Annotated in this window: 19 protein-coding genes; 14 read left to right on the top strand and 5 right to left on the bottom strand. The window is 44.2% G+C overall.

Features of this window, described 5'->3' with window-relative positions:
* Positions 1–30 precede the first annotated feature (30 nt).
* The 3 genes from BLP33_RS16860 to BLP33_RS16870 all read left to right on the top strand — a co-directional run bounded on the left by BLP33_RS16860 (position 31) and on the right by BLP33_RS16870 (position 3,492).
* Positions 31–1,272, top strand: coding sequence for an RNA polymerase sigma factor (locus BLP33_RS16860; protein WP_090531055.1), 1,242 nt, complete (start codon positions 31–33; stop codon positions 1,270–1,272).
* A gap of 210 nt (positions 1,273–1,482) precedes the next feature.
* Positions 1,483–1,674 (top strand): hypothetical protein, encoded by a 192-nt coding sequence (locus BLP33_RS16865; protein ID WP_090531057.1) that lies wholly within the window; start codon positions 1,483–1,485, stop codon positions 1,672–1,674.
* A 108-nt stretch (positions 1,675–1,782) separates the two neighbouring features.
* The gene (locus BLP33_RS16870) at positions 1,783–3,492 is read left to right on the top strand and encodes a sodium:solute symporter family protein (protein WP_090531061.1); all 1,710 of its coding nucleotides are present in this window, start codon (positions 1,783–1,785) and stop codon (positions 3,490–3,492) included.
* 101 nt (positions 3,493–3,593) lie between these two features.
* Here BLP33_RS16870 and BLP33_RS16875 read toward each other — a convergent pair whose 3' ends face one another.
* The gene (locus BLP33_RS16875) at positions 3,594–4,448 is read right to left on the bottom strand and encodes a DUF2911 domain-containing protein (protein WP_090531065.1); all 855 of its coding nucleotides are present in this window, start codon (positions 4,446–4,448) and stop codon (positions 3,594–3,596) included.
* Positions 4,449–4,613: 165 nt separating this feature from the next.
* On the opposite strand from BLP33_RS16875, the gene BLP33_RS16880 reads away from it, so the two are divergent.
* From BLP33_RS16880 to BLP33_RS16920, 8 genes are all read left to right on the top strand, one after another.
* Entirely contained in the window at positions 4,614–5,801 is a 1,188-nt protein-coding gene (locus BLP33_RS16880) for a class I SAM-dependent rRNA methyltransferase (RefSeq protein WP_090531067.1), read from the top strand.
* Positions 5,802–6,305: 504 nt separating this feature from the next.
* The gene (locus tag BLP33_RS16890) at positions 6,306–9,479 is read left to right on the top strand and encodes a SusC/RagA family TonB-linked outer membrane protein (protein WP_090531073.1); all 3,174 of its coding nucleotides are present in this window, start codon (positions 6,306–6,308) and stop codon (positions 9,477–9,479) included.
* A gap of 14 nt (positions 9,480–9,493) precedes the next feature.
* Complete coding sequence (locus BLP33_RS16895; RefSeq protein ID WP_090531076.1) at positions 9,494–11,404, top strand: RagB/SusD family nutrient uptake outer membrane protein; 1,911 nt, start codon at positions 9,494–9,496, stop codon at positions 11,402–11,404.
* A gap of 13 nt (positions 11,405–11,417) precedes the next feature.
* On the top strand, positions 11,418–12,167 hold the full coding sequence (locus tag BLP33_RS16900; RefSeq protein WP_090531079.1) for a DUF3823 domain-containing protein: 750 nt from the start codon (positions 11,418–11,420) through the stop codon (positions 12,165–12,167).
* 73 nt (positions 12,168–12,240) lie between these two features.
* Positions 12,241–14,427 carry a type 1 glutamine amidotransferase family protein gene (locus BLP33_RS16905; protein ID WP_090531082.1) on the top strand — a complete coding sequence of 729 codons (2,187 nt, stop codon included), beginning with the start codon at positions 12,241–12,243 and terminating at the stop codon, positions 14,425–14,427.
* 336 nt (positions 14,428–14,763) lie between these two features.
* On the top strand, positions 14,764–17,040 hold the full coding sequence (locus tag BLP33_RS16910; protein ID WP_090531085.1) for a GH92 family glycosyl hydrolase: 2,277 nt from the start codon (positions 14,764–14,766) through the stop codon (positions 17,038–17,040).
* A gap of 291 nt (positions 17,041–17,331) precedes the next feature.
* Positions 17,332–17,967 (top strand): hypothetical protein, encoded by a 636-nt coding sequence (locus tag BLP33_RS16915; protein WP_090531088.1) that lies wholly within the window; start codon positions 17,332–17,334, stop codon positions 17,965–17,967.
* Between the two features lie 84 nt (positions 17,968–18,051).
* Entirely contained in the window at positions 18,052–18,609 is a 558-nt protein-coding gene (locus BLP33_RS16920) for a hypothetical protein (RefSeq protein WP_090531091.1), read from the top strand.
* 41 nt (positions 18,610–18,650) lie between these two features.
* Here BLP33_RS16920 and BLP33_RS16925 read toward each other — a convergent pair whose 3' ends face one another.
* From BLP33_RS16925 to BLP33_RS16935, 3 genes are all read right to left on the bottom strand, one after another.
* Complete coding sequence (locus BLP33_RS16925; RefSeq protein WP_090531094.1) at positions 18,651–19,559, bottom strand: prohibitin family protein; 909 nt, start codon at positions 19,557–19,559, stop codon at positions 18,651–18,653.
* A gap of 246 nt (positions 19,560–19,805) precedes the next feature.
* Positions 19,806–20,021: a DUF6358 family protein gene (locus tag BLP33_RS16930; RefSeq protein ID WP_090531097.1), complete on the bottom strand. Its 216-nt coding sequence runs from the start codon at positions 20,019–20,021 to the stop codon at positions 19,806–19,808.
* Between the two features lie 2 nt (positions 20,022–20,023).
* Positions 20,024–20,338 (bottom strand): rhodanese-like domain-containing protein, encoded by a 315-nt coding sequence (locus tag BLP33_RS16935; protein ID WP_090531100.1) that lies wholly within the window; start codon positions 20,336–20,338, stop codon positions 20,024–20,026.
* A gap of 116 nt (positions 20,339–20,454) precedes the next feature.
* Between BLP33_RS16935 and BLP33_RS16940 the strand changes: the two genes are divergently transcribed.
* Positions 20,455–21,573, top strand: a complete 1,119-nt coding sequence (locus BLP33_RS16940) for a DUF4407 domain-containing protein (protein ID WP_090531102.1) — start codon at positions 20,455–20,457, stop codon at positions 21,571–21,573.
* Positions 21,574–21,845: 272 nt separating this feature from the next.
* Positions 21,846–22,508, top strand: coding sequence for a DNA-3-methyladenine glycosylase family protein (locus tag BLP33_RS16945; RefSeq protein WP_090531105.1), 663 nt, complete (start codon positions 21,846–21,848; stop codon positions 22,506–22,508).
* 270 nt (positions 22,509–22,778) lie between these two features.
* Here BLP33_RS16945 and cphA read toward each other — a convergent pair whose 3' ends face one another.
* Positions 22,779–25,406, bottom strand: a complete 2,628-nt coding sequence (cphA, locus tag BLP33_RS16950; protein ID WP_090531108.1) for a cyanophycin synthetase — start codon at positions 25,404–25,406, stop codon at positions 22,779–22,781.
* A 171-nt stretch (positions 25,407–25,577) separates the two neighbouring features.
* Between cphA and BLP33_RS16955 the strand changes: the two genes are divergently transcribed.
* Positions 25,578–26,498 (top strand): cyanophycinase, encoded by a 921-nt coding sequence (locus BLP33_RS16955; protein ID WP_090531111.1) that lies wholly within the window; start codon positions 25,578–25,580, stop codon positions 26,496–26,498.
* Positions 26,499–26,560 lie beyond the last annotated feature (62 nt).

Genomic DNA, 26,560 nt, shown 5'->3' on the forward strand with positions numbered 1-26,560 from the left:
TACTTTTGCAAAGGCATTTTATTTTAACCTATGCAACCCCAAGAACTTTTACCTCACCTGTTCCGCACCGAGTACCGGAAAATTGCAGCAGTGCTTTGCCGCCTTTTTGGTATTGAACATATTGAAATTGCCGAAGATATTGTGAGCGACACCTTCCTTTCAGCCACTGAAAACTGGAGCCTGAAAGGTTTACCTGATAATCCGACGGCATGGCTTTATACCGTTGCAAAAAATAAAACCAAAAATTACCTGAAACGGGACACGATTTTTAAGCAAAAGCTTTTGCCCGAAATAAAATATACTACCGACAGCACAGGCGAAATAGAGATCGACCTGTCTGCCAAAAACATAGCTGATAGCCAGTTGGCCATGATCTTTACGGTTTGCAACCCGGTTATTTCGGCCGAGTCGCAGGTAGCGCTTGCCCTTAACCTGCTTTGCGGTTTTGGTGTACAGGAAATTACAGATGCTTTTTTAGCAAACAAGGAGGTGATATACAAACGGATAAACCGCGCAAAGGAAAAACTGAAAGAGGCGGAGATCCAGATTCAGCAGCCAGGCCTTAGCGAGATCGGCAACCGGCTGGAAACTGTTTTAACAACCATTTACCTGCTATTTTCTGAGGGATATTACTCAATCTCCCAAAATGTCACCCTCCGCCGTGATCTTTGTGCAGAAGCTATGCGGCTTAATTACCTGCTTATTGAAAATCCGGCCACCAATACCCCTGCCGTAAATGCACTTTTTGCGCTGATGTGTTTCCACGCGTCGCGGTTTGAGGCCCGCACCAATGATCATGGTGAAATGATCCTTTATGATGATCAGGATGAATCACTTTGGGACAGGGACCTGATCAACAAAGGTATCCATTACCTGAACCAGGCTTCAGCCGGAACTTCAATAACTAAATATCACCTCGAAGCCGGCATTGCTTACTGGCATACCTTTAAGGAAGATGCTGCCGAAAAATGGGGAAATATATTACAGCTGTACAATAGCCTCCTCATCTTGGAGTATTCGCCCATCGCCGCGCTGAACCGGACATTTGCCCTTGCCAAAGCCAATGGAAAACCGGCTGCAATAGCCGAAGCCGAAAAACTGAACCTAAGCAGTAACCACTTTTATTATTCGCTGCTGGGCAACCTGTATACCGGTATAGATAATCAAAAAGCTTTAGGGCATTACGAAACAGCTATGAACCTGGCTACTTCTGCAAATGATAAGGCAACTATGGCGGGAAATGTTGAGCGGTTAAAAAACTTGCAGGAATAGCCTCTTTACAATAGTTGAAAGGGGATTGGTTCATGCATACCGCAAAGCTGCTGGCATATTTACAACGATAGTGCATTTAAAACCAACCGGAGACCGGATGGATAATTGGTGTCATTTATGAGCTTTTAAACCGCACAATCCTTTTACAAAACAAACTTTGGTAAAATTCAATTAATCACCTATTTTTGCTGCAATCATATACATAACATCATGGGACACCATAAAGAAGAAAAAGAAAACTTTGATTACATATACTATTTGGTAGGATTAATCTCTGGCTTATTTGTAGGCGGTATTATTGAAAAAGGCTTTACCTGGATTTTTGTAGGTGGTGTTTTAGGCTTGTTAACTGCTGCTGCATATATCGCCGTGTTAGTTCGTGGCCGTAATGAAGAGGCCTGATCCTGACCTACCTTCATTTATAAAAAATTGGAACCAGTTTTACGGCATTGTTGCCGCATGGCTGGTTTTTTTAGTTTTAGTATTCTGGCTCATTACCAAATTCTTTGAATGAGTTTAACCGACTGGATTGTTTTAGGCCTTACCATATTTTCTATAGTGCTTTATGGCATATGGAAAAGCGGCAATAATAAAAATATCGACCAGTTTTTGATGGGCAGCCGCTCATTGCCCTGGTACCATGTGGGCTTATCGGTAATGGCTACCCAGGCAAGTGCTATTACCTTTCTTTCGGCACCGGGCCAGGCTTATTCAGACGGGATGCGTTTTGTGCAGTTCTACTTCGGGCTGCCCCTGGCCATGATCGTACTTTGTATCACCTTTGTCCCCATTTTCCATCGCCTTAAGGTTTATACTGCTTACGAATTCCTGGAACAGCGTTTTGACCTGAAAACCCGGGCGCTTACATCGTTCCTCTTCCTGGTTCAGCGCGGCCTTTCAACCGGCATTACCATTTATGCTCCGTCTATCATCCTCTCAACCATATTAAATATTAATACGGTTTACACTACACTGTTTATAGGCGGGCTGGTAATTGTTTATACTGTTTATGGCGGTAGTAAGGCTGTGTCATATACCCAGCTATTGCAAATGAGCATTATTTTTACGGGGATGTTTTTGGCAGGAGTACTGGTTGTTTACCTGTTACCCGGCAATGTAAGTTTCATGAGCTCCCTCAAAATGGCTGGTAAAATGGGCCGTATGAACGTGATAGACTGGAAATTCGACCCCAATAACCGTTATACCGTTTGGAGCGGATTGATCGGGGGCTTCTTTTTACAGCTTTCCTATTTCGGCACAGATCAAAGCCAGGTAGGCCGTTATTTAACAGGCAGCTCGGTAGGGCAAAGCCGCCTCGGGCTAATCATGAATGGCCTGATCAAGATCCCGATGCAATTCCTGATCCTGCTGATAGGGGTGCTGGTTTTTGCGTTTTACCAGTTTAACCGCCCACCCATGTTTTTTAACCAGTATGAGGTTAAACAAATTAAAAAAAGCGTTTACGCTGCGGAATACGACCATCTCAATCAGCAATATGGCCAGGCTTTTGAGCAAAAAAAGATCAAGGCTAACGAGTTGATAAAAGCCATCGACAGTAAAAATGAAGATCGGATCAGTTATGCCAAAGATCAATTAAAGGTGGCCGACACTAAGGCCCGCCTCATCAGGCAAAACGCCATTGAACTGATGAAAAAAAATAACCCCAAGGCCGATGATAACGATACCAACTACATATTCCTTAGCTTTGTTACCCAGTATCTGCCCAAAGGTTTGATAGGATTACTGATGGCCATTATTTTTCTGGCCTCTATGGGCTCAACCGCGAGTGCTCTAAATTCATTAGCATCAACCAGTGTGGTTGATATTTACAAACGCATTGTTAATCCCAACGCCACAGATCAGAATTATTTAAATGCATCGCGCCTGGCAACGGTGTTCTGGGGCCTGGTTTGCATTGGGATGGCCCTTTATGCCAGCCGCATAGGTAATCTGTTAGAAGCCGTAAATCAATTGGGTTCTTATATTTACGGAACCATCCTTGGAGTGTTCATAGTGGCCTTCTATCTTAAAAAAATAAAAGGAACCGCAGTATTTATAGCAGCTGTTATAACGGAGGCTATTATTTGTATCCTTGGCTATTTTGACGTAATCGCTTATTTGTGGCTCAATGCTATCGGTGCTGTTTTACTGATTGTGATTGCAATGTTAATTAGTGCAGGAGCCCCCTCTAAATCTCCCCCGGTTGGGGAGACTTTTTAAACTCGCATCAACAGCAAATATAAAGCTCTTATTTCCGTTAAAAATAAGAGCTTTATATTTAAAAGCCCTCCCTTCCGGGGAGGGTTGGGTGGGGCTTAGGGCTATCGCTTAGCCTGATCCAGGGCTTCCTGGTTTAAGCGGGCGTATTCTTCATCTTTGTCGGCGTTGGCTAAAGCGATACCGGCTTCGGCAGCGGCAATTGCGCCAGCTTTATCGCCTTTACGCAGTAACAAACGCGACTCCCATAGCTTATACCATGGGCCTTTAGGCTCAATTTTTTCGGCTTCGTAAACCCAGCCAAGGGCTTTATCAACGTCTTTATGGTTTTCGTAGTAGTATTGTATGGCGTTGAAATAGTATGGTTTGCGGTCGCCTTTCATCAGCTCATCAATATTGGCTGTGATTTTGGCGTCGTCATCAGTTTCCATGTGGATATAGGCCGCTGTTTTGTCCCAAACCAAAACAAGGTCGGTTGATTTTGTAGTTGTATTAACAAAAGCCATAGTAAAAGTTTCGCGTTTTTCGCTCACGCGGATTGGCTTGATATTAAAACGCAGAAAATCCTGGTCTTGCTTGTAACTATAAGCGCCCCATTGTTTTACCACTTTATTGAGGATGATGGTCCACTCGCCTTTATTAGGGATACTGAACAGGGAATAAGTACCCGCAGGCACAGGGTTACCTTCAATAACAACTTTTTCGGTAAAAGTAATGGTTGTTGCCGCGTTGGCGCCGGTACGCCAAACTTCGCCGTAAGGGATAATACCCCCGAATATTTTGCGGTCTTTAACATTTGGACGGGAATAAGTAATGGTTATTTTCCCTAACCCGAAATCCTGGATGATGGTTTGAGTTGAGCTGGCCTCAGGTATGCGAGGTATCTGGGCGTATGACTTTGAGCTAAAACAACAGCACGCTATCAGCATACTGAACAGGAGTACGTAGGTTTTTTTCATGATTATAGTTTTCGAATCTAAGATACCAAATGTTTTAATGCGGATATTATTGTGTATGACCTAAAAATATTTTCAAGGTTTAGAAGCCTTAATACAAATACGTAATAAATGAAGGCCGCGTTGCTGTAAAGCTAAAATTGCCAGCGCTTTATTACCTTTGCACCCATGATTGACGTTATATTAAAGAAGGGTAAAGAAAAAGCCGTACTGCAAAGGCATCCCTGGGTATTTTCAGGGGCGATTGAAAAAGTAAAGGGCAAGCCTGCCAATGGCGATGTGATAAAACTGCTGAATGCGCAAGGCGAATTCATGGCCTATGGCTTTTATAACGATCAGTCGAGGGTTACTTTACGTTTGCTGGAGTGGAACAAGGATGTACAGGTAAACGAAGCCTGGTTTCGCGAAAAAGTAGCAACTGCGGTTAAAAGCCGTGCTAACATATTGGCTAACGGTACCAATACCTGTCGTTTAATTTTTAGTGAATCGGATTATCTGCCGGGGCTAATTGTTGATAAATATGCCGGCCATTTGGCAGTGCAGGTACTTACCTCGGGTATTCAAAATGTAATGCCTGTTATTATTGATGAACTAAAAAAATTGCTCAATCCCGAAAGTATCTCGGATAAAAGCGATAATGCTTCACGTGCCCACGAAGGGCTGGCCGAAGCTGAGAATAAAGTACTTGCTGGCAGTCCGCCGCCTGAGCTGGTTGAGGTGTTAGAAAACAACGTTATTTACGGTATCAATATCACCGAAGGCCAAAAATCCGGCTTTTATTGCGATCAGCGCGATAATCGTCATGTGTTGGCTGTACATACTAAAGAAAAAAAGGTACTGGACTGCTTTTGTTATACCGGCGGCTTTACGCTGAACAGCCTTAAAGAAGGTGCCGCATCAGTAACCAGTGTAGACAGCTCGGCGTTAGCTATTGAAACGCTGGCCGAAAATATCAGGCTGAATAAACTGGATGCAACCAAACACACGGCTATTAAATCTGACGTGAATGTGCAGTTACGCAAATTCAGGGATGAGGGCGAGAAGTTCGATGTAATCGTACTCGATCCGCCTAAATATGCGCCATCACGCTCGGCGCTCACCCGTGCATCACGTGCTTATAAAGATTTGAACCGTTTGGGTATGCTGCTGCTTAATGAGGGCGGCTTGCTGGCAACCTATTCCTGCTCGGGTGCTATGGATATGGAAACCTTTAAACAGGTAATTGCCTGGGCTGCCCTCGATGCCGGGAAACAGGTACAGTTTATCTACCAGTTCCACCAGCCGGAAGACCACCCGGTACGTGCTTCCTTCCCCGAAGGTGAGTATTTGAAAGGTTTGCTTTGCCGGGTGTTTTAGTCGCCCATCCCCCCAAATGGGGTACGTTAGTCGAAGGCCTGTTTTGCTATGCAAAACAGGCCTTCGACGTTAACACTGTCGCGGGTTTTTAAGTGTGAATAATAAACCATGTCATTGCGAAGCGCGGAACAGGAAATGAGCGGGGGCGCGACGTGACAATCGCATGCTATACAAAACGGCCATGCTCCCGTGCGATTGCTTCGTTCCTCGCAATGACATGTTTTTATGCGCTTCGTCAAGAGCGAACACAAGGCATACTATCGCTAAACCCGCGCCAGTTTTTTAAATTATACCTCCATCAGCTTAAAAAAGCGGTTAATTTTTGTGCGGTTAATAAAATTTTAGCCGAGTTAACCCTTTTTTTAACCCTTGTTTTAATACCACCCGCTATATCATTGCTGTGCCAAATGGAAAGCGTGATACGTACTGAACGGGTTTAACCATCCCTGTTTAATGTTTTTGTTTTCCCCGCGGCAAGAGTTATAAACCCATTAACCAATATTTATGTACGAAAATTTTACCAATTATGATGGGTGCCATCGCATCCGTTATCGTGCTAAAATTAAAGGAGTATTGCAGTGCTGCATTGCCGCTCTTTTGTTTTTAGCTATGTGTACTTCGGCTTTTGCTCAGGGCAGCAAAATTACCGGGGTAGTAAATGATGAGCATGGGCAGCCCCTGCCCGGCGTAAGCGTTAAGCTTAAAGGTACGCCCAATGGAACTACTACTAATATAGATGGTCAGTTCAGCATCAATGCCGAACCAAGCCAAACTTTAGTGTTTAGCTTTTTGGGTTATATACAGCAAGAAGTTGCTGTGGGTTCTCAAAAAAGTGTAACTGTTAAATTATTGCCAAATGCCACCAACATCAACGAGGTGGTTGTAGTAGGTTACGGTACGCAGAAAAAAGCATCGGTGACAGGTTCGGTGGCTTCGGTTACCAACTCTGAGATTGTGACCACCAAAAACGAGAACGCGCTCAATATGCTTGCCGGTAAAATAGCCGGTGTGCGAATCACTCAAAATACTTCTGAGCCGGGTTCATTCAGTAACTCATTTGATATCCGTGGTTTCGGTAACCCATTAGTGATTATCGACGGTGTTCCTCGCGATAATATTTCAAGGCTCGATCCTAACGATATCGAAAGTGTTTCGGTATTGAAAGACGCTTCGGCTGCTGTTTACGGGATTCGTGCTGCTAACGGTGTTGTATTGGTTACCACAAAAAAAGGTAAAAAAGGTGCTATCGATCTCAATTATTCGGGTTCGTATGGGTGGCAGGTTCCGGCTTATATGCCAAAACCGGTTGGTGCTATTGATTACATGACATTGGTAAACGAGCAATTATTGCACAATGTTAATGGAGGACAGGTAAAATACACAGACGCCGATTTTGAAGCTTTCAGAAATGGTTCAAGAAAAAGCACCGACTGGTATTCGCAGGTTTTTGCCAACAGTTCGCCGCAACAGCAGCATAACTTGAACGCGTCGGGAGGCAGTGAAAATACTAACTACTTTTTGAGTTTGGGTACTACCGATCAGAACGGCTTTTTCAAAAGCAATGATTTGAACTACAAAAAATACAATGTACGCTCAAACATCAGTTCTAAAGTAACCAAAGACCTTACTGTTGATCTGAACCTGGCTGCAACTATCGAGCAAACAAATCAGCTTTATAATGATGCATGGTGGATTATCCGTTCATTTTGGCGCCAGGTACCAACCCAAACTGTTTATGCCAATAATAACCCGTCGTATTTAAATAATGGCGAGGTTGATGGTTCAAACCCTGTCGCTTTATCAGATGCAGGCATCAGCGGTTATAAAAAGATTGCGAATAAATGGTTTCAATCATCAATGTCGGCAACCTATACCGTGCCTTTTGTGCCGGGCTTAAGTGTAAAAGGCTTGTATAATTATGATTATTACATGTCAAACAACAAGCTGTATCAGCGTTCATACAACCAGTACACTTATGATGCAAATAAAGACACCTATTCTCCTATAGCCAATCAAACCCCAGGCTCAATTACCAGGCAGTTTTATGAAAAGCCTAATAGCTTAATGCAGTTGTCGCTAAATTATAACAAGGCATTAAAAGGTGGACACACTTTAACGGGCTTATTCCTGTATGAAGAAAGGTCACAGGGGGTTGATAACTTTAACGCTATGAAAGAGTTGTCATTACCGGTTGATCAGCTTGGGGCCGGAAACTCACTTAACCAAAAGGCATCTATCGATGACGGCTTGCCATCTGAGTTTATTTCAAAATCATATGTTGGCAGATTAAATTATGATTATAACGGCAAATACCTGGCCGAATTTAGTTTTAGGAATGATGCCAACTCAAAAAACTCGCCATTAAAAAGATGGGGCTTTTTCCCTGGAGCATCATTAGGCTGGAGAGTATCGCAGGAAAAATTCTGGAAAAACTCCTCAGCTCTTTCATTTGTTGATGATCTGAAGATCAGGTTATCATATGCCAAATTGGGTGATGACTCAAATCTTGATAATTTCAATTATCTGGCTGGTTACAATTATCCTGCTTCTGGCGACAATAATAGACTGCCATCGGGATCGGTGTTTGATGGCACGTTCATTAACGCTGCACAAAGCAGGGGTATTAATAACCCTTACATATTTTGGCTGGTTGCCAAAACTTATAACGCCGGTGTTGATTTACAGGCCTGGAATGGTTTATTGGGATTAACCGTAGATGTTTTCAGACGCGACAGGAGCGGTTTGCTTGATACCCGGATTGAGGCGTTGCCAGGCGTTGTAGGTGCTGGCCTGCCGCAGGAAAATTTAAATAGTGATCAAACTCAGGGTTTTGATATCGAATTAAACCACCGTAATCATATAGGCAATGTAAATTATATGGTTAAAGGTACATTCGGTTATACACGCAGCAAATGGGTAAGCAAAATTCATGGAGCTTATGGTAACTCACAGCTAAACTGGCATAACAATAATGACAACCGCTACAACAATATTTTTTGGGGTTATGGTGCGGATGGACAGTTCCAAAACTATCAGCAGATCTTGAATAGCCCTCAATTTGTATCCCGTAACGCCGTGGTTGGTGATTACATTTTGCAGGATTGGAACGGTGATGGTGTAATTAACGATCAGGACGTACACCCTATAGCTCAAAACGTGAGCAATAACAACTACAGTACGCCGGCTACAACTTTTGGCTTAACGTTGGGCGCATCATACAAAGGCTTTGATGTTAACGCGGTACTACAAGGCGCTGCTGGTATTAACGTATCATACATTGAGCAGTTAAATATCCCGTTATGGGGTGGCGGAAGTGCATTGGCCATGTTTATGGACAGGTACCACCCAACTGATCCTAAAGCCGACCCATATAATCCTAATACGGTATGGACACCAGGTACATTTGCTCTTACAGGTACAACTGCCAATACAAACTCGCTATCAAACATCCACAGTGCTGCTTATGTAAGGCTTAAATCAGCCGAGATAGGTTATACAATCCCGCAAAGTGCAGCAAAAGTGCTCGGAATAAAGGGTGCAAGGATTTTTGCCAACGGTTACAACATCCTTACCGTTACCGGCCTCAAATATCTCGATCCCGAACACCCATCCGCAAATTACGGTTACCTGTATCCGTTGGATAAAATATTCTCACTTGGCTTAAATGTTAAATTTTAATTAAGCATCAGATCATGAAAAAGTTCCCATATATCATACTCACTTTTTTACTTTGCTGGACAACAGCCTGTAAAAAGCTTGACACCCTGCCTCCAAGTATCATTAGCGATCAGGATGTATTTTCAAGCGCGGCCGGGGTAACTGCCTATATGGCCCGCATGTACAGCGAGCTCCCTATCGAGGATTTTAGATATTCACCTGAACGTGGCTTAAACATGTTTTGGATTATCAGCCCAACAAGCGCTACCACTGGCGAAGCACTTAGCCGCGACCAGAATGGTTCAATGCAGGAAAATACCGGGTTGTCAACCTGGAGCGATAGTTACCGCACCATTCGCGATGCTAACTATTTTTCCGAGAACATTGGCAAATACGCCGGCAACTTCACCAACGATCAGGTAAACAACTGGTTAGGTGAAGCCCGCTTTATTCGTGCTGCTACCTATTTTGCTTTAGTTAAACGCTACGGCGGCGTTCCGTTGGTTGATAAGGTGCTTAAATACCCGGAGCAAAGCATCGAGGAGTTAAAAATACCACGTAATTCTGAAGAAAAGATCTATGATTTTATTGGCACCGACCTGGATTATGCTTACGCTAATCTTCCTGAAACTAATCAGGTTGGCCGGGCCAATAAGTATGTGGCTGCCGGTTTCAAATCAAGGGCAATGCTTTACGCCGGTACAGTAGCTAAATATAACCAGATTTCATTGGTTGATGGCAGCGGCAACAGGCTTTGTGGTATCCCGGTTGCAAAGGCGGTTACTTATTTTAAAGCAGCTTATGATGCCGCGGCACTGCTTGACGGCAAATACAGCTTGTACAAAAAAGCATGGGCTGCGGGCGATAAAAACGCGCAGTACCTAAACTACGTGAATATGTTTTTTGATGCATCAAGCCCTGAAAACATATTTGTACGCCAGTATCACTACCCTGAATCGGTACATGGATATGATGCTTATAATGTGCCACGCCAGTTAATGGGCGCTAACGGTTACTCATCAGAAGTTAACCCGACATTGGATTTTGTGGAGCTGTTTGACGGTTTTCCTAAAAATGCAGATGGTACTATCAAAACTACAACCGGTGGCAAATACGATCTGTACACCAACACCATGGATATATTTGCCAATGCCGAACCAAGGCTAAGGGCAACCGTAGTTTTGCCGGGCGATGTGATGAAAGGTGTAAGCATTGAAATTCGCAGAGGTATTTATACCGGCCCTTCGGCAGGTGGAATTAGTCCGCTGTTGCCTGCAGGTTCAACTGCTCATTATCCTACTGATAACATTGTTCAATCAGCAAACGCAAGCCAAACGCCATATAAATTACCCAATGGCACAACTATGAACCCTGCCGGTTTAAGCGGTTATTTTACAGGCGATGGAACCAACTCTGTTTCTGGCTTCTCCATCCGTAAATATATCGTACCGGATAAACCTACATCTGAAGTATTGGAAAACCGTTCTGATCAAACCTGGATAGAATTGCGTTATGCTGAGGTATTACTTAACCGTGCCGAAGCTGCCGTAGAGCTGAACTCGTTAGGCCAGTCGGATAAAAGCTATTTACAGGATGCCTTTACGCAGATCAACCAGATCCGTGAGCGTGCTGGTGCCGACCTATTAACTGGTACCACCGACCTAACCATTAACGTAGTACGTAAGGAACGCAAAAAAGAGCTTGGTTTTGAAAACAAACAATACTGGGACATGCGCCGCTGGAGGGTTGCCGATAAAGAGCAAAACAGCACAATCTATCGTACGTTGATGCCTTTCTATTCGGCCAATGATGGTAAGTATTTCTTTGATGCCCGTTTAGACGAGCGTAATTCAAGATACACTTTTGATGTGCGCTGGTACTACGAGCAAATCCCGCAGGACGAGATCCAGAAAAGCCAGAATTTAATTCAAAATCCGGGTTATTAATTTTAAGAGAGAGATGAAAAAACTATTTTATAGCATAGCATTAAGTGTATTGGTTGCCGCAGGCAGCTCATGCAAAAAAGTTGATAATTATGCCGCTCCCAATGTTACCTTAAAAGGCACCGTAACGGATGCAGGTACAGGCAAAAGCCTGCAAACAGAACAAGGTTCAGGCACCCGCATCAAATTATTGGAGATAAGCTGGAGCGCTAACCCAACCCCTTTTTATATATCCTCATTTCAGGATGGTACTTATCAAAACACCAAACTGTTTGCAGGTAAAAATGTAATTTCGGCAGAGGGTGCTTTTGTGCCATTGGTGCAGGTTGACGATGCCGGCAAAACCATTGTTGATAAAAGCCAGACAGTTGATGTTAAGGATGTAACTACCGTAAATTTTTCGGTTGAGCCATTTTTACGGATAGAGTGGGTTGGTGATCCGGTTTTGAATGCTGATGGCACCATAACTACCAGCTTTAAAGTTACCCGGGGTACTGCCGATCCTAATTTTCAGCAAAACGTGAGCGATGTGGCTGTATTTGTTAATTCAAACAACTACGTAGGCAATAATAACTACGATAACCGCTACACACCTAAGCTGAGCGGTAATGATGCAAATAACTCGGTTGGTAAAACTCTTAGTCTTACCACGCTTGGTGGCGCATTGCCGGGTAAAAGGAGCTATTTTATCCGCGTAGGTGCAAGGGTTTCCTATGGCCTTAATTATTATAACTATACCGACGTTAAAGAGGTAAAGGTTCCGTAAAAACAAATAATACCTGTGTGAGGGAGGGGCCGTAGGAGTGGTTCCTTCCAACACAGTTTTATAAAATATAACTATGAAGAATACGCTGCTTTTTTGTTGCGGACTTGCCCTCGCTGCCGGCGCCTATGCGCAGGATGCTAACCCCAAACCGGCTTCCCTGAAAGAGAAAACGGCTTTCCAAACCAGCAATCCCTGGAGGCCCGAAATTGATGTGCGATCAGATATTGCCATTGTTTACGGCACTAATGATCATCCTAATATGACCTTTGAGCAACGCGTTAAATCATGGCGCGACCGTGGCTATGACGTAAATTTCATGACCGGTATTGCCTGGGGCGACTACAAAGATTACTTTTTGGGTAAATGGGACGGTAAAAACCACCTTGGCGTAGGGCAGGTAACCCAAAGAGGCGATACAATTTTCCACGGGAAGGATATGCCTTATGTTGTGCCCGATGATTCGTTTATCGAATACATGAAAACTGCCGTCGTCAAACGGGTAATAGACGTAGGGATCACCAACATTTTTTTAGAAGAACCTGAGTTTTGGGCCCGCGCAGGTTATAGCGCCGGCTTTAAAAACCAATGGCAAAAATATTACGGCTTCCCATGGAAACCACAGGATGCATCTCCTGAAAATACTTACTTATCCAACAAGCTAAAATATAACCTGTACTATGAAACCATCAAACAGGTATCATCATACGCCAAGGAGTATGGCAAAAGCAAAGGGATGAACATTAAGGTGTTTATTGCTACACACTCGTTGGTAAATTATTCGTCATGGCAAATCGTTAGTCCGGAGGCAAGTCTGGCATCACTACCGGGTATTGATGGTTACATCGCCCAGGTTTGGACGGGTACTTCACGTGAGCCTACTTACTTTAATGGCTTAGAAAAGGAGCGTGTATTTGAGAACGCGTTTTTGGAATATGGTTCGGTAGTATCCATGACAGCGCCGACAGGTCGTAAGGTGTTTTTCCTGACCGACCCGATTGAAGACCGTGTGCATGACTGGAGCGATTACAAACGCAACTACCAGGCTACTTTTACCGCCAAACTGTTGTACCCGATGGTTGCCGATTACGAGGTAATGCCATGGCCAGAACGTATCTACACGCATCCATACCCGGTATTGGGCACTAATGAAAAAACGCTGATCCCGCAATTTTATTCCACCCAGATGCAGATCATGGTGAATGCGCTGAATGATATGCCTGTTTCAACCAACAAAGTATCTGGTGTTAATGGAATCGGCGTGCTGATGAGCAACACACTAATGTTCCAGCGTTTCCCAACACATAACGGCTTTGAAGATCCGCAGTTCTCTAACTTCTATGGTCAAACGCTGCCACTGGTAAAGCGCGGCGTTCCGGTACAAACCGTACACATGGAAAACCTGGGTTATGCGGCATCGCTTAAGGATATCAAAGTTTTGGTGATGAGCTACTCCAACATGAAACCGGTATCAGCAGAAGTTCATGAGCATTTGGCCGAATGGATTAAAAATGGCGGTGTACTGATCTACACCGGTCGCGATGATGATCCCTATCAATCGGTAATGGAATGGTGGGATACCAAAGGCAATAATTTTAAAGCGCCATCACAGCACCTGTTTAAACTGCTGGGTATAAACCCAACCGGGAATGATCAGCGTTTTGCTGTTGGTAAAGGAGCGGTTTATGTACTGAGGCAAAACCCCAAAGAGTATGTAATGCAGGCTAATAATGATGATAATTTCATCAAAACTGTAAAACAAGCTTATGAAAAAGATGCCGATGGTGGTAAGCTAAAATTTAAAAATAGCATGTACCTGGAGCGCGGCCCGTATGATATTATTTCGGTAATGGACGAAAACACTGACAGCAAATCATACACTGTTAAAGGCCCCGTTATCGACCTTTTTGATCCGCAGTTACCTGTGTTGGATAAAAAAATCATTAATCCTAATGAGCAGGCCTTGTTATACGTAGTTAAACGTGTTGAAGATAAAAAGCAACCAAAAGTATTAGCTTCGGCCTCAAGGGTTTATGATGAAGTTACAACGGAAAATAGTTACAGTTTTGTAGCCAAAAGCCCGATTAATACATTAAACAGCGCCCGGATCTTATTGCCGGCGCAACCGAAAGAAACAGTAGTTACCGATAATACAGGAAAAACCATTGCTGATGTAAAATCCTCGTGGGATAAATCATCAAAAACCCTGTACCTGGGCTTTGCCAACAGTCCCGATGGTATTAAGGTGAGCATTAAATGGTAAAAAGAGTCTTTTTTGAGAGAGAGTTGATTTATGCTTCCGTACGCGAAATTTCACGTGCGGAAGTTTTTTTGAAAAGAGATTCCGTAATTCGCTCAAAAAATTTGTCCTTGTATTGATAACGGCTATTCGGAAGATTTTTTAATTCCCTCCCTTGGGAGGGGTGCGGTGGAAAGTGTTGTGGCGGGGTGGGGTTTGTAGGCTTTGCTAATGAATATGCATGGTGATTAACCCCTCCCTACACCCTCCAGAGGGAGGGAATCGCGCAATCCCCGTTTTAAATTTCTTTGAGTACCGATAATACTGTATTGATTTGAAAATAAAGTCCCCAAATAATAAATGAAAAAATTACTTCTCCTGGCGTTTGCCTTTTTACCGGCAGCACTTTCAGCACAAGAAAAGGTGCCGTCACCTGTCGATCTGATCAACCCGCTTATGGGCACGCAATCAAAGCCATCGCTCTCCAATGGGAATACTTACCCGGCCGTAGCACTGCCATGGGGTATGAACTTCTGGACACCGCAAACCGGTAAAATGGGCGATGGGTGGCAGTACACTTATGATGCCGATAAGATCCTCGGTTTTAAACAAACCCATCAGCCATCGCCCTGGATGAATGATTATGGTATGTTTTCTGTGTTCCCCGAAACAGGTAAGTTAAAACTGGATGAAAAAGATCGCGCCAGCTGGTTCTCGCATAAAGCTGAAACAGCGAAACCATACTATTACAGCGTTTACCTGGCCGACTATGACGTAACAACTGAAATAACGCCAACCGAACGCGCTGCCAGCTTCCAATTCACTTTCCCTAAAAGTGACAACTCGCATATCGTGATCGACGCTTTTGACAAAGGCTCATACGTAAAGATCATGCCCGGCGAGCAAAAGATTATTGGCTATAGCACTAAAAATAGCGGCGCTGTACCTGCCAACTTCAAAAACTATTTTGTTATTTATGTAGATAAACCATTCGCGCTGGCCTCTGCATGGCACGATTGGAAACAGGATGCCGGGCAACTGGAATACACCGGCGATCATGCTGGTGCGGTGATCACACTGAAAACCGCTAAAGGTGAAAAAGTTCATCTTAAAGTAGCCTCATCATTCATCAGCATTGAGCAGGCCGAACTTAACCTGAAACGCGAGTTGGGCAACGATGATTTTGCTGCTACCTGCCAAAAAGCAAAAGATACCTGGAACAAAACGTTAAGTCGTTTAAATGTTGAAGGTGGTACTATTGACCAAACCCGTACTTTTTACAGCAGCCTTTACCGTATGCTGTTTTTCCCAAACAAGATGTACGAGGTGGATGCCAATGGGCAAAATGTACATTACAGCCCTTTCAATGGTAAAGTTGCGCCGGGTTACCTGTTTGCCGGTACCGGTTTCTGGGATACCTTCAGGGCATTGTATCCTTTCCTGAACTTGGTTTACCCATCTATCAACAAAGAAATGCAGGAAGGCCTGATCAATGATTACAAAGAAGGCGGCTGGCTGCCTGAATGGTCGAGCCCGGGTTATGCGGATTGTATGATTGGTAACAACTCTGCATCGGTAGTTTCTGAAGCTTACCTGAAAGGCCTGCGCGGTTACGATATCGAGACTTTATACCAGGCCCTTAAACACGGTGCCAACAACGAAGGGCCTAATGCTACCGGTCGCCGGGGTGTGCAGTATTATAACACTTTAGGCTATGTGCCATACAACGTAAAGATCAACGAAAATGCTGCCCGTACTCTCGAGTATGCTTATGACGATTTTGCTATTTACCAGTTGGGTAAGGCTTTGGGCAAACCTAAAAAGGAAATAGAGATCTACAAAAAACGCAGCCAAAACTATCGTAATATCTTCGACCCGCAAACTAAACTGATGCGCGGTAAAAATCAGGATGGTACTTTTGAAACGCCATTTAATCCGTTTAAATGGGGCGATGCCTTTACCGAAGGTAACAGCTGGCACTATAGCTGGGGCGTGTTCCATGATATTCAGGGTTTAATAAACCTGATGGGCGGCAAGCAGCAATTTGCAGCCAAACTGGATTCCGTATTTGAAATGCCGCCGGTATTTGATGACAGCTACTATGGTGGTGTGATCCACGAGATCCGCGAAATGCAGATTGCAGGTATGGGCCAATACGCGCACGGTAACCAGCCTATCCAGCACATGATCTATCTTTACAATCACGCAAATCAACCATGGAAAACCCAGTACTGGGTTCGTGAAGCAATGAACAGGCTTTACCGGGCAACTCCTGATGGTTACTGCGGCGACGAGGATAACGGTCAAACTTCTGCATGGTATATCTTCTCAGCAATGGGCTTTTACCCGGTAACCCCGGCCAGCGACCAGTATGTTTTAGGTGCCCCGCTGTTTAAAAAAGTAACTGTTAATTTAGAGAATGGCAAAACCATCACCATCAACGCGCCAAAAAACAGCGCAGATAACAAGTATGTAAACACACTTACAGTTGATGGCAAACCATACACTAATAACTGGTTAAGCCATAAAGGTTTACTAAATGGTGCAGTACTTGATTTTGATATGCAGGCCACTCCGAATAAAGACCGCGGTACCAAAGATGCCGATGTGCCTTATTCAATGAGTAACGAGAAATAAACACCCCTCCTTAAAAATTCCCTCTTGAGAGGGGCGCGGCGGGAATGAGCGAGAGCAGGGGTGTGTTTGTGCGATTTGATTATCAAAGCAGAAACACACCCCTCCGCCCCTCTCAAGAGGGGAATCGCACATTCCCGTCCTTTTTTTATTTTTTGCAGAGACGCATCACATGCCGTCTCCCGCTATGCAGATCAAACATGCATGATGGGAGATGCGGGTTATGCGTTTTTTGTTTTAGATATGCCATCTAAAAGTTTTGTTTTACCTACATTTAGCAATCAACGCTAAACCATGAAATATCTTTTACTTTTCGTACTTATCACAACTACCTGTATTGTTAAAGCGCAGGATTTTGCGGCTTTAAAGGCGGGACAATCAAAGGCCGAACAGATCATATTGAATGATGAAGACGGGAAGGTGATGATGGCATTTTATGATCCCAGCGCCAACAAAACTCAAAATAAACTTATTGCCTCTGTGCAGGCCAACGCCAATAAACATATCCCTCCGGTATTATTTACTATGGCTATAGTTTTATTTGGGCAGGAAAAATATAGCGATGCCTGTTTTTGGTTTTATGTAGCGCAATTAAGATCAAGATACGATGTAAACCGCAGTGTAGATAAAACGGTATCGGCAGCCAACTGGAACGGCCCAATCGGGATGTCGATAAACCAATATGCCTTTGAGCATCTGGATACCTTAGAAAAGGTTGTTCCCCAGGTTGTAGCTTATGTAACTGCAAATGACGAGTTATATGATCAGCGATGGATCAACGTTTTAACAGCACATGATAAGGTAAAAGACGAAGACATAGATAAGTTAAGCGTTGATAAAAGCCTTTGGCCAGGTATCAAAAAAGAAACAATAGATTCTTATTATGCCGATTTTAAAGAGGTTGTGAATAAAGCCAGGCAAAAGCAATAAGAATATGGTTTTTAAGCAGATATTCGGGGTTGTTTACGTTTGATTGGTAATTTACTTTTATCTTTTTTGTAACTTGCCTTATCAATGAAAAGCCAAAAAACAAACGTTTCGGTCTTACTCGTATGTCTTTTGGCGCTGCCTGCGATATTAGCTTTTTCCTTACACCCCTCCGGCAAATACAACCTCGATTTTTTCACTACCCATAACCAATTTTACCTCTGCGATTCGGCCTTTACCGGTACCACCGGTGATACTACCTTTTGGAACAGCGATGCCCAAAATGCGCGCTTAGGTACGACCGAAGATATCATTGGCATTAAAACAGCCAGTTATGGACACATAAAGGCCGAACTTAATGTGCTCAACACGGCGGATACTGAAAAAGATTTCAGCAAATATGATCACGTTGTTGAGGGCAGTGTAAAATTAAGTTCGGGCATTATGGAAGTCCTGAATTTTCCGGATACCAAAATTATCTTAAAAGCCATTGTTACCCCGGCAAGATATCGCATACGCATTTATTCGTATGCTGTAAAAAACGTAAATCCCGATGAGGACGAAGGTACCGATCACTATAAGATTACCCTTTGGCCCGGAGAAGGTAGGGAAAGGAAGATATTGAAAGCCTACAGGGCGGACTAATCCATTTATGCCCGCCCAAAACAAGGTACATTAATCACGCACTATTTATCGCTGATCATTATCGGGTTGCCTCCCTTTCCGCCGCCAATAATAATCACCTTGGCATTGGGCGAAAGCGCTATTTCCTTTTGTGCTTTTATGGCTTCGTATTGCAGTTGCTTATCCGATAACCCGGTTGAAAGGATACGCTGATAATCGGCAATACCCTGCGCTTCCACCCGCTTACGTTCGGCTTCCTGGCGTTCCTTTTGCAGTACGAACTCCATCTTCTGGGCATCCTGCTCGGCGTTGATCTTTGATTCAATGCTGGCCCGTACCGAGGCAGGCAGGGTGATGTTGCGCACCAGGATCTGCTGCAGTTCAAGTCCGCGTTTTTCAAAACTGGCGGTAATGTAACGGTTTATTTTATCCTGAAACTCCTGTCGTTTGGTCGAATACAGGTCGACGGCAGCATAAGCAACCGCGTTATCGCGGATGGCCGTGCGCGAAACCGGGCGAACGATCTTATCTACATAGTTTTCGCCAATGTTCTGCATAATGTACGGGGCTTTATCGGGTTTCACTTTATACAGCACCGAAAGGTCGATGGTAACCTCCAATCCATCTGATGAAAGCACGCGGATAGCATCATCGCCTTCCTTTTGGCCTTCATTATTAACCGCACTCATGGTATAGGTTTGGGTCTGCACATCGAAAGTTGTGATCTCTACAACAGGGTTTATAATGTGTAAACCACTTTCAAGCACCTGGTCCTGCACCTTGCCAAAAAGGGTTTGAACCCCCACTTTACCAGGTTCAATAACTTTAAAAATATTGAGTAACAGACCAAGTACAACCATGGCGATACCCACCGCGGTTACCACGCCGTTAAAGCGGCCGGCCGGTTCGGGCGAACGTTTGAGCACTATACCCACAATGAGTACAATCACTCCTAATACTGCTATAAACATGCAATGAAGTTAAGCTTTTTTTGCATGCTGCAAGCTTATTATAAAAGAATGTTTTTTAGGGAATTAAGGCTGTTATTGCCGGGAATTAGATGGATGCGAAAGGGGGGTATTTTTTTTGCCGACTTAGCATAACGGCACAAGTTAGCCGGCGCTTGTTCCCTTTACACAAAACTTGCGCCATTAGAAGTAGAGAAGACTTACGAAGTTTTAAAAACTTCGTAAGTCTGGAGCCTAATTAATATCGGGTTACTTAGCCCCTTTGCCTTTTTTATTTTGCGGGGCTTGCTGGGTCTCTTTAACCTGTTTCAAAAGCCTCAGCTTCATGAAAATCACAACTACGCCAACAACCATGGCACCGGCCATGATCAGGTAGTTTTTTTCGGTGAACATTTTATAAGCAACAATAAAGCACAAAGCTACACCCATGGTGTAAAGCACATTGAGCACCAGTTTAAAGCCCATTATTAGTATACGTTTAATTCAGGGTCAATTTCGGCCTGCCATGCGAGGATCCCGCCCCTCAAATTTGACAGATTGGTGAAACCCTGCTGCTCCAGTTGCATAATAGCAGCCGCGCTGCGTTTACCGCTGCGGCACATTACTACTACCGGCTTGTCTTTACTTATCTTTTCCGATTCTATCAGCACTCCGCCAAGCGGTATAAGCTGCCCGCCAAGGTTTGAAGTTTCGTATTCGAAATCTTCCCTAACATCAATCAGTTGAAAGTCTTCGCCTTTGTCAATTTTCTCTTTTAGTTCCTGTACGGTTATCTCGTTCATGTTAAATGTAATTATAATTCAAAGGTAGTTTTTTTCTTAATCAAATATTTAGGCTTGTTATTTGTAACAATCAAAGTATATGAGCGTTTCATATATGTTTACACAATAATTACTTAATGAAAAAAGTTACACGCTTTTTCTGGTTCTGTTCAGGAGCACATATCGATACCCTAAAAAAGTACCCAATTGAACATAATAAGTATGTTGGTATTGGGGCTACCATATTTTTCACGGCACTGTTCGCCGCGTTATCCGGTGGTTATGCCATGTACTTTGTTTTTAATGGCGATGCCTTTGCTGTAGGTTTTGCTATACTATTCGGTTTACTATGGGGAACGGCCATTTTTAACATGGATCGCTACATTGTATCCAGTATCAACAAAGAAGGCACAACCAACCAGCAGATCCTGCAGGCATCGCCCCGTATTTTGCTGGCCATTATGATCGGTATTGTGATATCACGCCCGCTTGAACTCAAGATCTTTGATAAAGAAATTCGCCAGAAACTAAAAACCGCCTATTTAAAAGGGCAACGCAGTAAAATTGATACCCTCGAAAAAACCTACATGCAGAAGTATGCCATGGAGCTGGGTAAAAACACCGATTTGAAAAAGGAAAAAGATTCATTGGAGCGGGATATTAACCGCTCACGTTATCAGCTTAACCAGGAAGTTTTCGGTGATAAAACCAACCAAACGTCGGGCATTACCGGTTATGGCACTTATGCAAAGCAAAAGCAGGCCATACTGGAAGAAAAGGAAGCCCGGCTTAAATCCGTTACTGATAATTTAGGGCAGATGGACCAGTACCTGAGCGCCCGGAAAGATTATGAAGGTTTAAACAGTACCCGGCTGTTCACTGAGCATCAGTTAGATAGTTTAGCCAGTATAGCAGGATTTTCCGACCGTAACTGGGCGTTGGGCCAGCTTACCTATACCGAAAACGGTAAGCGCGACCTTGATACCTACCTTGCTATCTCTTTTATCGGCTACCTGTTCATTTTGTTTGAATGTTTGCCGGTATTTGTAAAGCTGATGTCGCCCAAAGGACCTTATGATACGGCTATCGCCAAAACAGCCGAAGCCAATATCCACCTTGCCGAACGTGATAAAGAACGTGATATAGCGGTTACCGATAATATTTACGATCACAACCTGGATACGGATATCGAGCGGCGAAAAAAGATCATTACCTCACAATCTGATTATGATTTTGAGCGGCATAGTTACGAGTAAAACCCTGCATTTTTCCCGTAGAGACGCATAATTTAATAAGCTAAAAGCATGGGAGTTGTGCGATTCCCCTCTTGAGAGGGGTGGAGGGGTGTGTTTCTGTTTGGGTATTCTAATCGCAGAAACACACCCCTGCTATCGCTCTTTCCTCCGCGCCCCCTCTCGAGAGGGGATTTCTAAAATCCTGTCACTTGATAGCTTAAGGGCTACGTTCTATATCCATAATTTGCAATTACCAACCCAATCTCCCATCTTGCAAAACATAATATCAACCTATGTTTGAGCAATTTTCCCATTCAAACTTCCATACTATTTGCGATAAGCTCGCCGCGGGCGATTCGGAGCTGGCCCTGATCATCAAAAACCATGGTTATCCGCCTTTATGGTCACGCCCAAATAGCTTTGAAACGCTGGTTCATATTATACTGGAACAGCAGGTATCGCTGGCTTCAGCATTATCGGCCTTAAATAAATTGCGCGAGCGGGTACAGCAAATTACCCCTGCACGGGTACTACTGCTTACCGATGAAGAATTTAGGGCATGTTATGTAAGTCGCCAAAAAACCATCTATATAAAATACCTTGCAGAAGCCATTGTAAGCGGGCAGATCAACCTCGCCGAAATGGAACAAATGCCGGATGATGTTATCCGTACCAAACTAACCGCCCTCAAAGGCATTGGCAACTGGACGGTTGATGTTTACCTGATGTTTGTACTGCAGCACACCGATGTTTTCCCTATCGGGGATCTGGCCGCAGTGAATGCCCTTAAACGGGTAAAAAATCTGCCAAAAGATATTACCAAAGAAGAGTTGTTAGCGGTGACCGAACAATGGGAACCATACCGTACGGTAGCCGCGATGATTTTGTGGCATTATTATCTGAGCCAAAGAGTACCGGCACTACCCAAACCCTCCAGGCAAGGCGTTAAAAAATAAAGATCTTCGGAGGCTCAAGTGATAACACCGAATACAAGCCGAATATTTTTATCAGATCCTTCGCGCAACCCTTTCATTTTATTAAATAATTGATATTCAGATTATTACACTTAAACATTCGAATTGTGTTAACCCTGTTAACCCCTGTTGGTGCTGTCCATGGTAGGTGTTATTACACTTGAACCTGCAAAAGCATATAAACAAAAAATGCGCTGGCTTAGCCAACGCATTAAAAATATGCTTATCAAAGGCAGCCACCTTTAGGGGCTGTCAAACATTAAATAGGCCATTCCTCTCCTGCTCCTGGTAATCCTGTACGGTTTCAATGGCATTATCAACCACATCGCTCAGGGCCGTAATGAATGTTCCGGGGCGGGCCAGGCTCATGGCGTGTTTAATAGCGTCAACTTCCTTAGGCACTACTTCAACCTGCTTGTTAGGATCAACTGATTCAATTCCCCCCCTGAGTAAACCAATAATATTTTCGGCGGTGCGGCCGCGCAGGTGTTTTTCCTGGCGCAGGATGATATAATCAAACATTTCGGCCGATATTTTACCCAGTTCGCGGATATCGTCATCCCTCCTGTCTCCCGTGCCGGCTATGATACCAATTTTAAGTGGCGAATCGATATGTCTTAAAAACTCCTTGATGCCAGTGTATCCATCCGGATTGTGGGCAAAATCAATCATGAAACGGAAATCTTTAAACTCAAAAATATTCATGCGGCCAGGCGTTTGTGAGGCCGATGGAATAAAAGTTTCGAGCGAGATCTTGATGTCTTCTGTTTTAAATCCCCATAAAAACGTAGCCAGTGTTGCGGCAAGCACATTCTCGATCATAAAGGGCACAGTACCGCCAAACGTAAGCGGGATCAGGATGGTACGCTGTACGCGGATCTTCCAGTCGCCTTTTAAAATGGTGATAAACCCGTTTTCACAGATAGCGGCAATGCCCCCTTTTTTGCAATGTGATTTAATGATTGGGTTATTTTCGTTCCGGCTGAAATAAGCGATATTACATTCGGCCTTTTTGCCAATGCGTACGCAATACTCGTTATCGGCATTTAAAACGCCCCAGCCATCCTTCTTAACCGAGTTAAGCACTACGCTTTTCACGCGTGAAAGGTCTTCCAATGAATGAATGTCCGATAAGCCAAGGTGATCTTCCTGGATATTGGTAACTACCCCTATATCGCAAAAGCCAAAACCGAGGCCCGAGCGCAGGATACCCCCGCGGGCTGTTTCCAATACCGCGAAATCAACTGTTGGGTCTTTCAGTATAAACTCCGAGCTTACCGGGCCGGTTGTATCGCCCTTCAGCATCATATTGTTTTGTACGTAAATCCCATCCGAGGTGGTGAAACCTACCCGGTGACCGTTATTTTTAACAATGTGTGCTATCAAACGGGTGGTAGTGGTTTTACCGTTAGTCCCGGTAATAGCTATGATAGGGATGCGGGCCGATTTACCGGCCGGGTAAAGCATATCAATCACATGTCCGGCTACGTTGCGGGGCAGGCCTTCGCTCGGCGCAATATGCATCCTGAAGCCCGGTGCGGCATTAACTTCCAGTATCACTCCACCTGTATCAGTAAGCGGCTCGGTAAGGTTTTGCGCCATGATGTCGATGCCGCAAATATCCAAACCAATGATTTTAGAGATACGTTCGCAAATAAAAATATTTTGGGGGTGCACATGGTCGGTAACATCAACAGAGGTGCCGCCGGTGCTTAGGTTAGCAGTTGACTTTACATAAACCACCTCATCTTTTTTGGGCACGGTTTCAAGCGTGTAGTCATTTTTTGCCAGCAGATCAAGAGTATCCCTATCTATTGTTATCTCTGTAAGCACATTTTCATGTCCATAGCCCCTGCGGGGGTCGGCGTTTTCCAGGTCTATCAATTCCTGGATATTTAGCTTGCCATCACCGGTAACATGGGCCGGTTTACGAAGGGCGGCAGCAACCATTTTATTATCGATCACCAACACCCTGAAGTCGAAGCCCGTAACATAACGCTCTACAATTACCCGGCGCGATATTTTGGCGGCGTGCTCATAGGCCTCAATAGCTTCTTCTTCGGTTTTTATGTTGATAGAAATGCCACGGCCGTGGTTGCCATCAAGCGGTTTAAACACCAGCGGGAAGCCCACTTTGCGGATAGCATCCGGCACAGCCGATGCTGATGAAATAGTTACGCCTTTTGCAACGGGGATGGCCTGCTCCTGTAAAAGTCGTTTGGTTTCTTCCTTGTTGCTGGCAATATCAACGGCAATACTGCTGGTTTTTTCGGTCATGGTAGCGCGGAAACGTACCTGGTTTTTGCCGTAACCTAATTGCACCAATGATTGGTTGTTAAGCCTGATCCATGGGATATCCCTCGCGATCGCTTCTTCCACAATTGACCCGGTACTTGGTCCCAGGCGGGTATTTTCCCTGATCTCGCGCATTTGTTGAATATCAGCATCCAGGTTGTAATCCTCGCCTTTTATCAAAGCTTCGGTTATGCGCACGGCCGATTCGGCTGCAAAAACGCCAACTTTTTCTTCCAGGTAGGCAAATACTACATTGTATACGCCTTTTGTTTTGGTTTCGCGGGTGCGGCCAAAGCCGGTATCCATACCGGCAAGGGTCTGGATCTCTAAGGCAATGTGCTCAACAACGTGTCCCATCCAGGTGCCGGCAATCACCCGCTGAAAAAAGCCGCCGGGTACACCGGGCGAGCAGCGGTGGCTGTATAACGATGGCAACAGCTTTTCAAGCCGTTCATAAAAGCCATCTATTTCGTTGGAGGGGCGGTGCTCCATCTCCTGCAGATCAAGCCGCATTTGTATTAATTTTTTGCGCCTGATGCTCCAAATGTTGGGTCCGCGTAGTACCTGGATATTCTCGATCTTCATTATGTAGGATGCTATTTTTTTGTCAGTCTAATTTCCCCTTAAAACTATAAAACATAACACGGGAATAAAATTTTTGATGGCGAAAAGCCATTATTTATTATTAGTTCCTGTGTTTGTGCATGTTTTTATCGTAATTTGTATATAGTTGTATTAAGATAGTGTGAAATAATCATGATTGTCCCGAAAGGTAAGCTAATAATTATAGGCGGCGCGGTTGATATGGGGAGCAATGTTACCCTCCAGGAGCATATTTTGCAGCCCGATTATATCAAATTTTTTGAACAAGGCATATTAAGGCGCATAATTAACGAATCTGCTAAGCACGAAGGCTCACAAATTGAAGTGATCACCACCGCCTCTCAAATCCCCGAGCTTGTCGGCGCCGAGTATATCAAGGCGTTTGGCCAGCTCAACGTTACCAATGTTAACGTACTGCACATCAAAAGCCGCGAAGATGCGGGGAACAAGGCATACTTAGACAGGATCCGTAAAGCCGATGTAGTGATGTTCAGCGGCGGCGACCAGCTCAGGCTAACAGCCATTTTTGGCGGCACCGAATTTTTACAGATCCTTAAACAGCGTTACCAAAAAGAGAATTTCGTTATTGCCGGAACATCGGCAGGCGCTGCAGCGGCTTCAACACACATGATCTACCGCGGGCAAAGTAACGAAGCCCTGGTTAAAGGCGAAGTGCAGATAACCGCCGGCCTTGGCTTTATCGACTCGGTGATTGTTGATACTCACTTTGTACAGCGTGGGCGCATAGGCCGGTTAATGTATGCCGTGGCAACTAACCCCGGCATTTTGGGGATAGGTTTGGGCGAAGATACAGGCTTACTTATTACCGAAGGTTATATGATGGAAGCTATCGGCTCGGGCCTTATTATTTTGGTTGACGGACGCAACATCGTATCAACTAATATATACGATGTGGAGCTTGGTTCGCCAATATCTATCGAAAACCTGAGGGTACACGTCATGTCGATATTTGATAAGTACGATCTGGTGCAGCACCGTTTAATCATAAAAAAGAGCGTAAAAGTTGAAGAAGGTGTTTTTATAAATGCACCAGGCAGCAAACTTCTACAATAATTTAAACTGCATAAAGTTCTTATAAATACCCTGGCCTTATTTATGCAGTACATCTACTTTAA

The organism is Mucilaginibacter sp. NFR10, from assembly GCF_900100445.1.
Lineage (GTDB): Bacteria > Bacteroidota > Bacteroidia > Sphingobacteriales > Sphingobacteriaceae > Mucilaginibacter > Mucilaginibacter rubeus.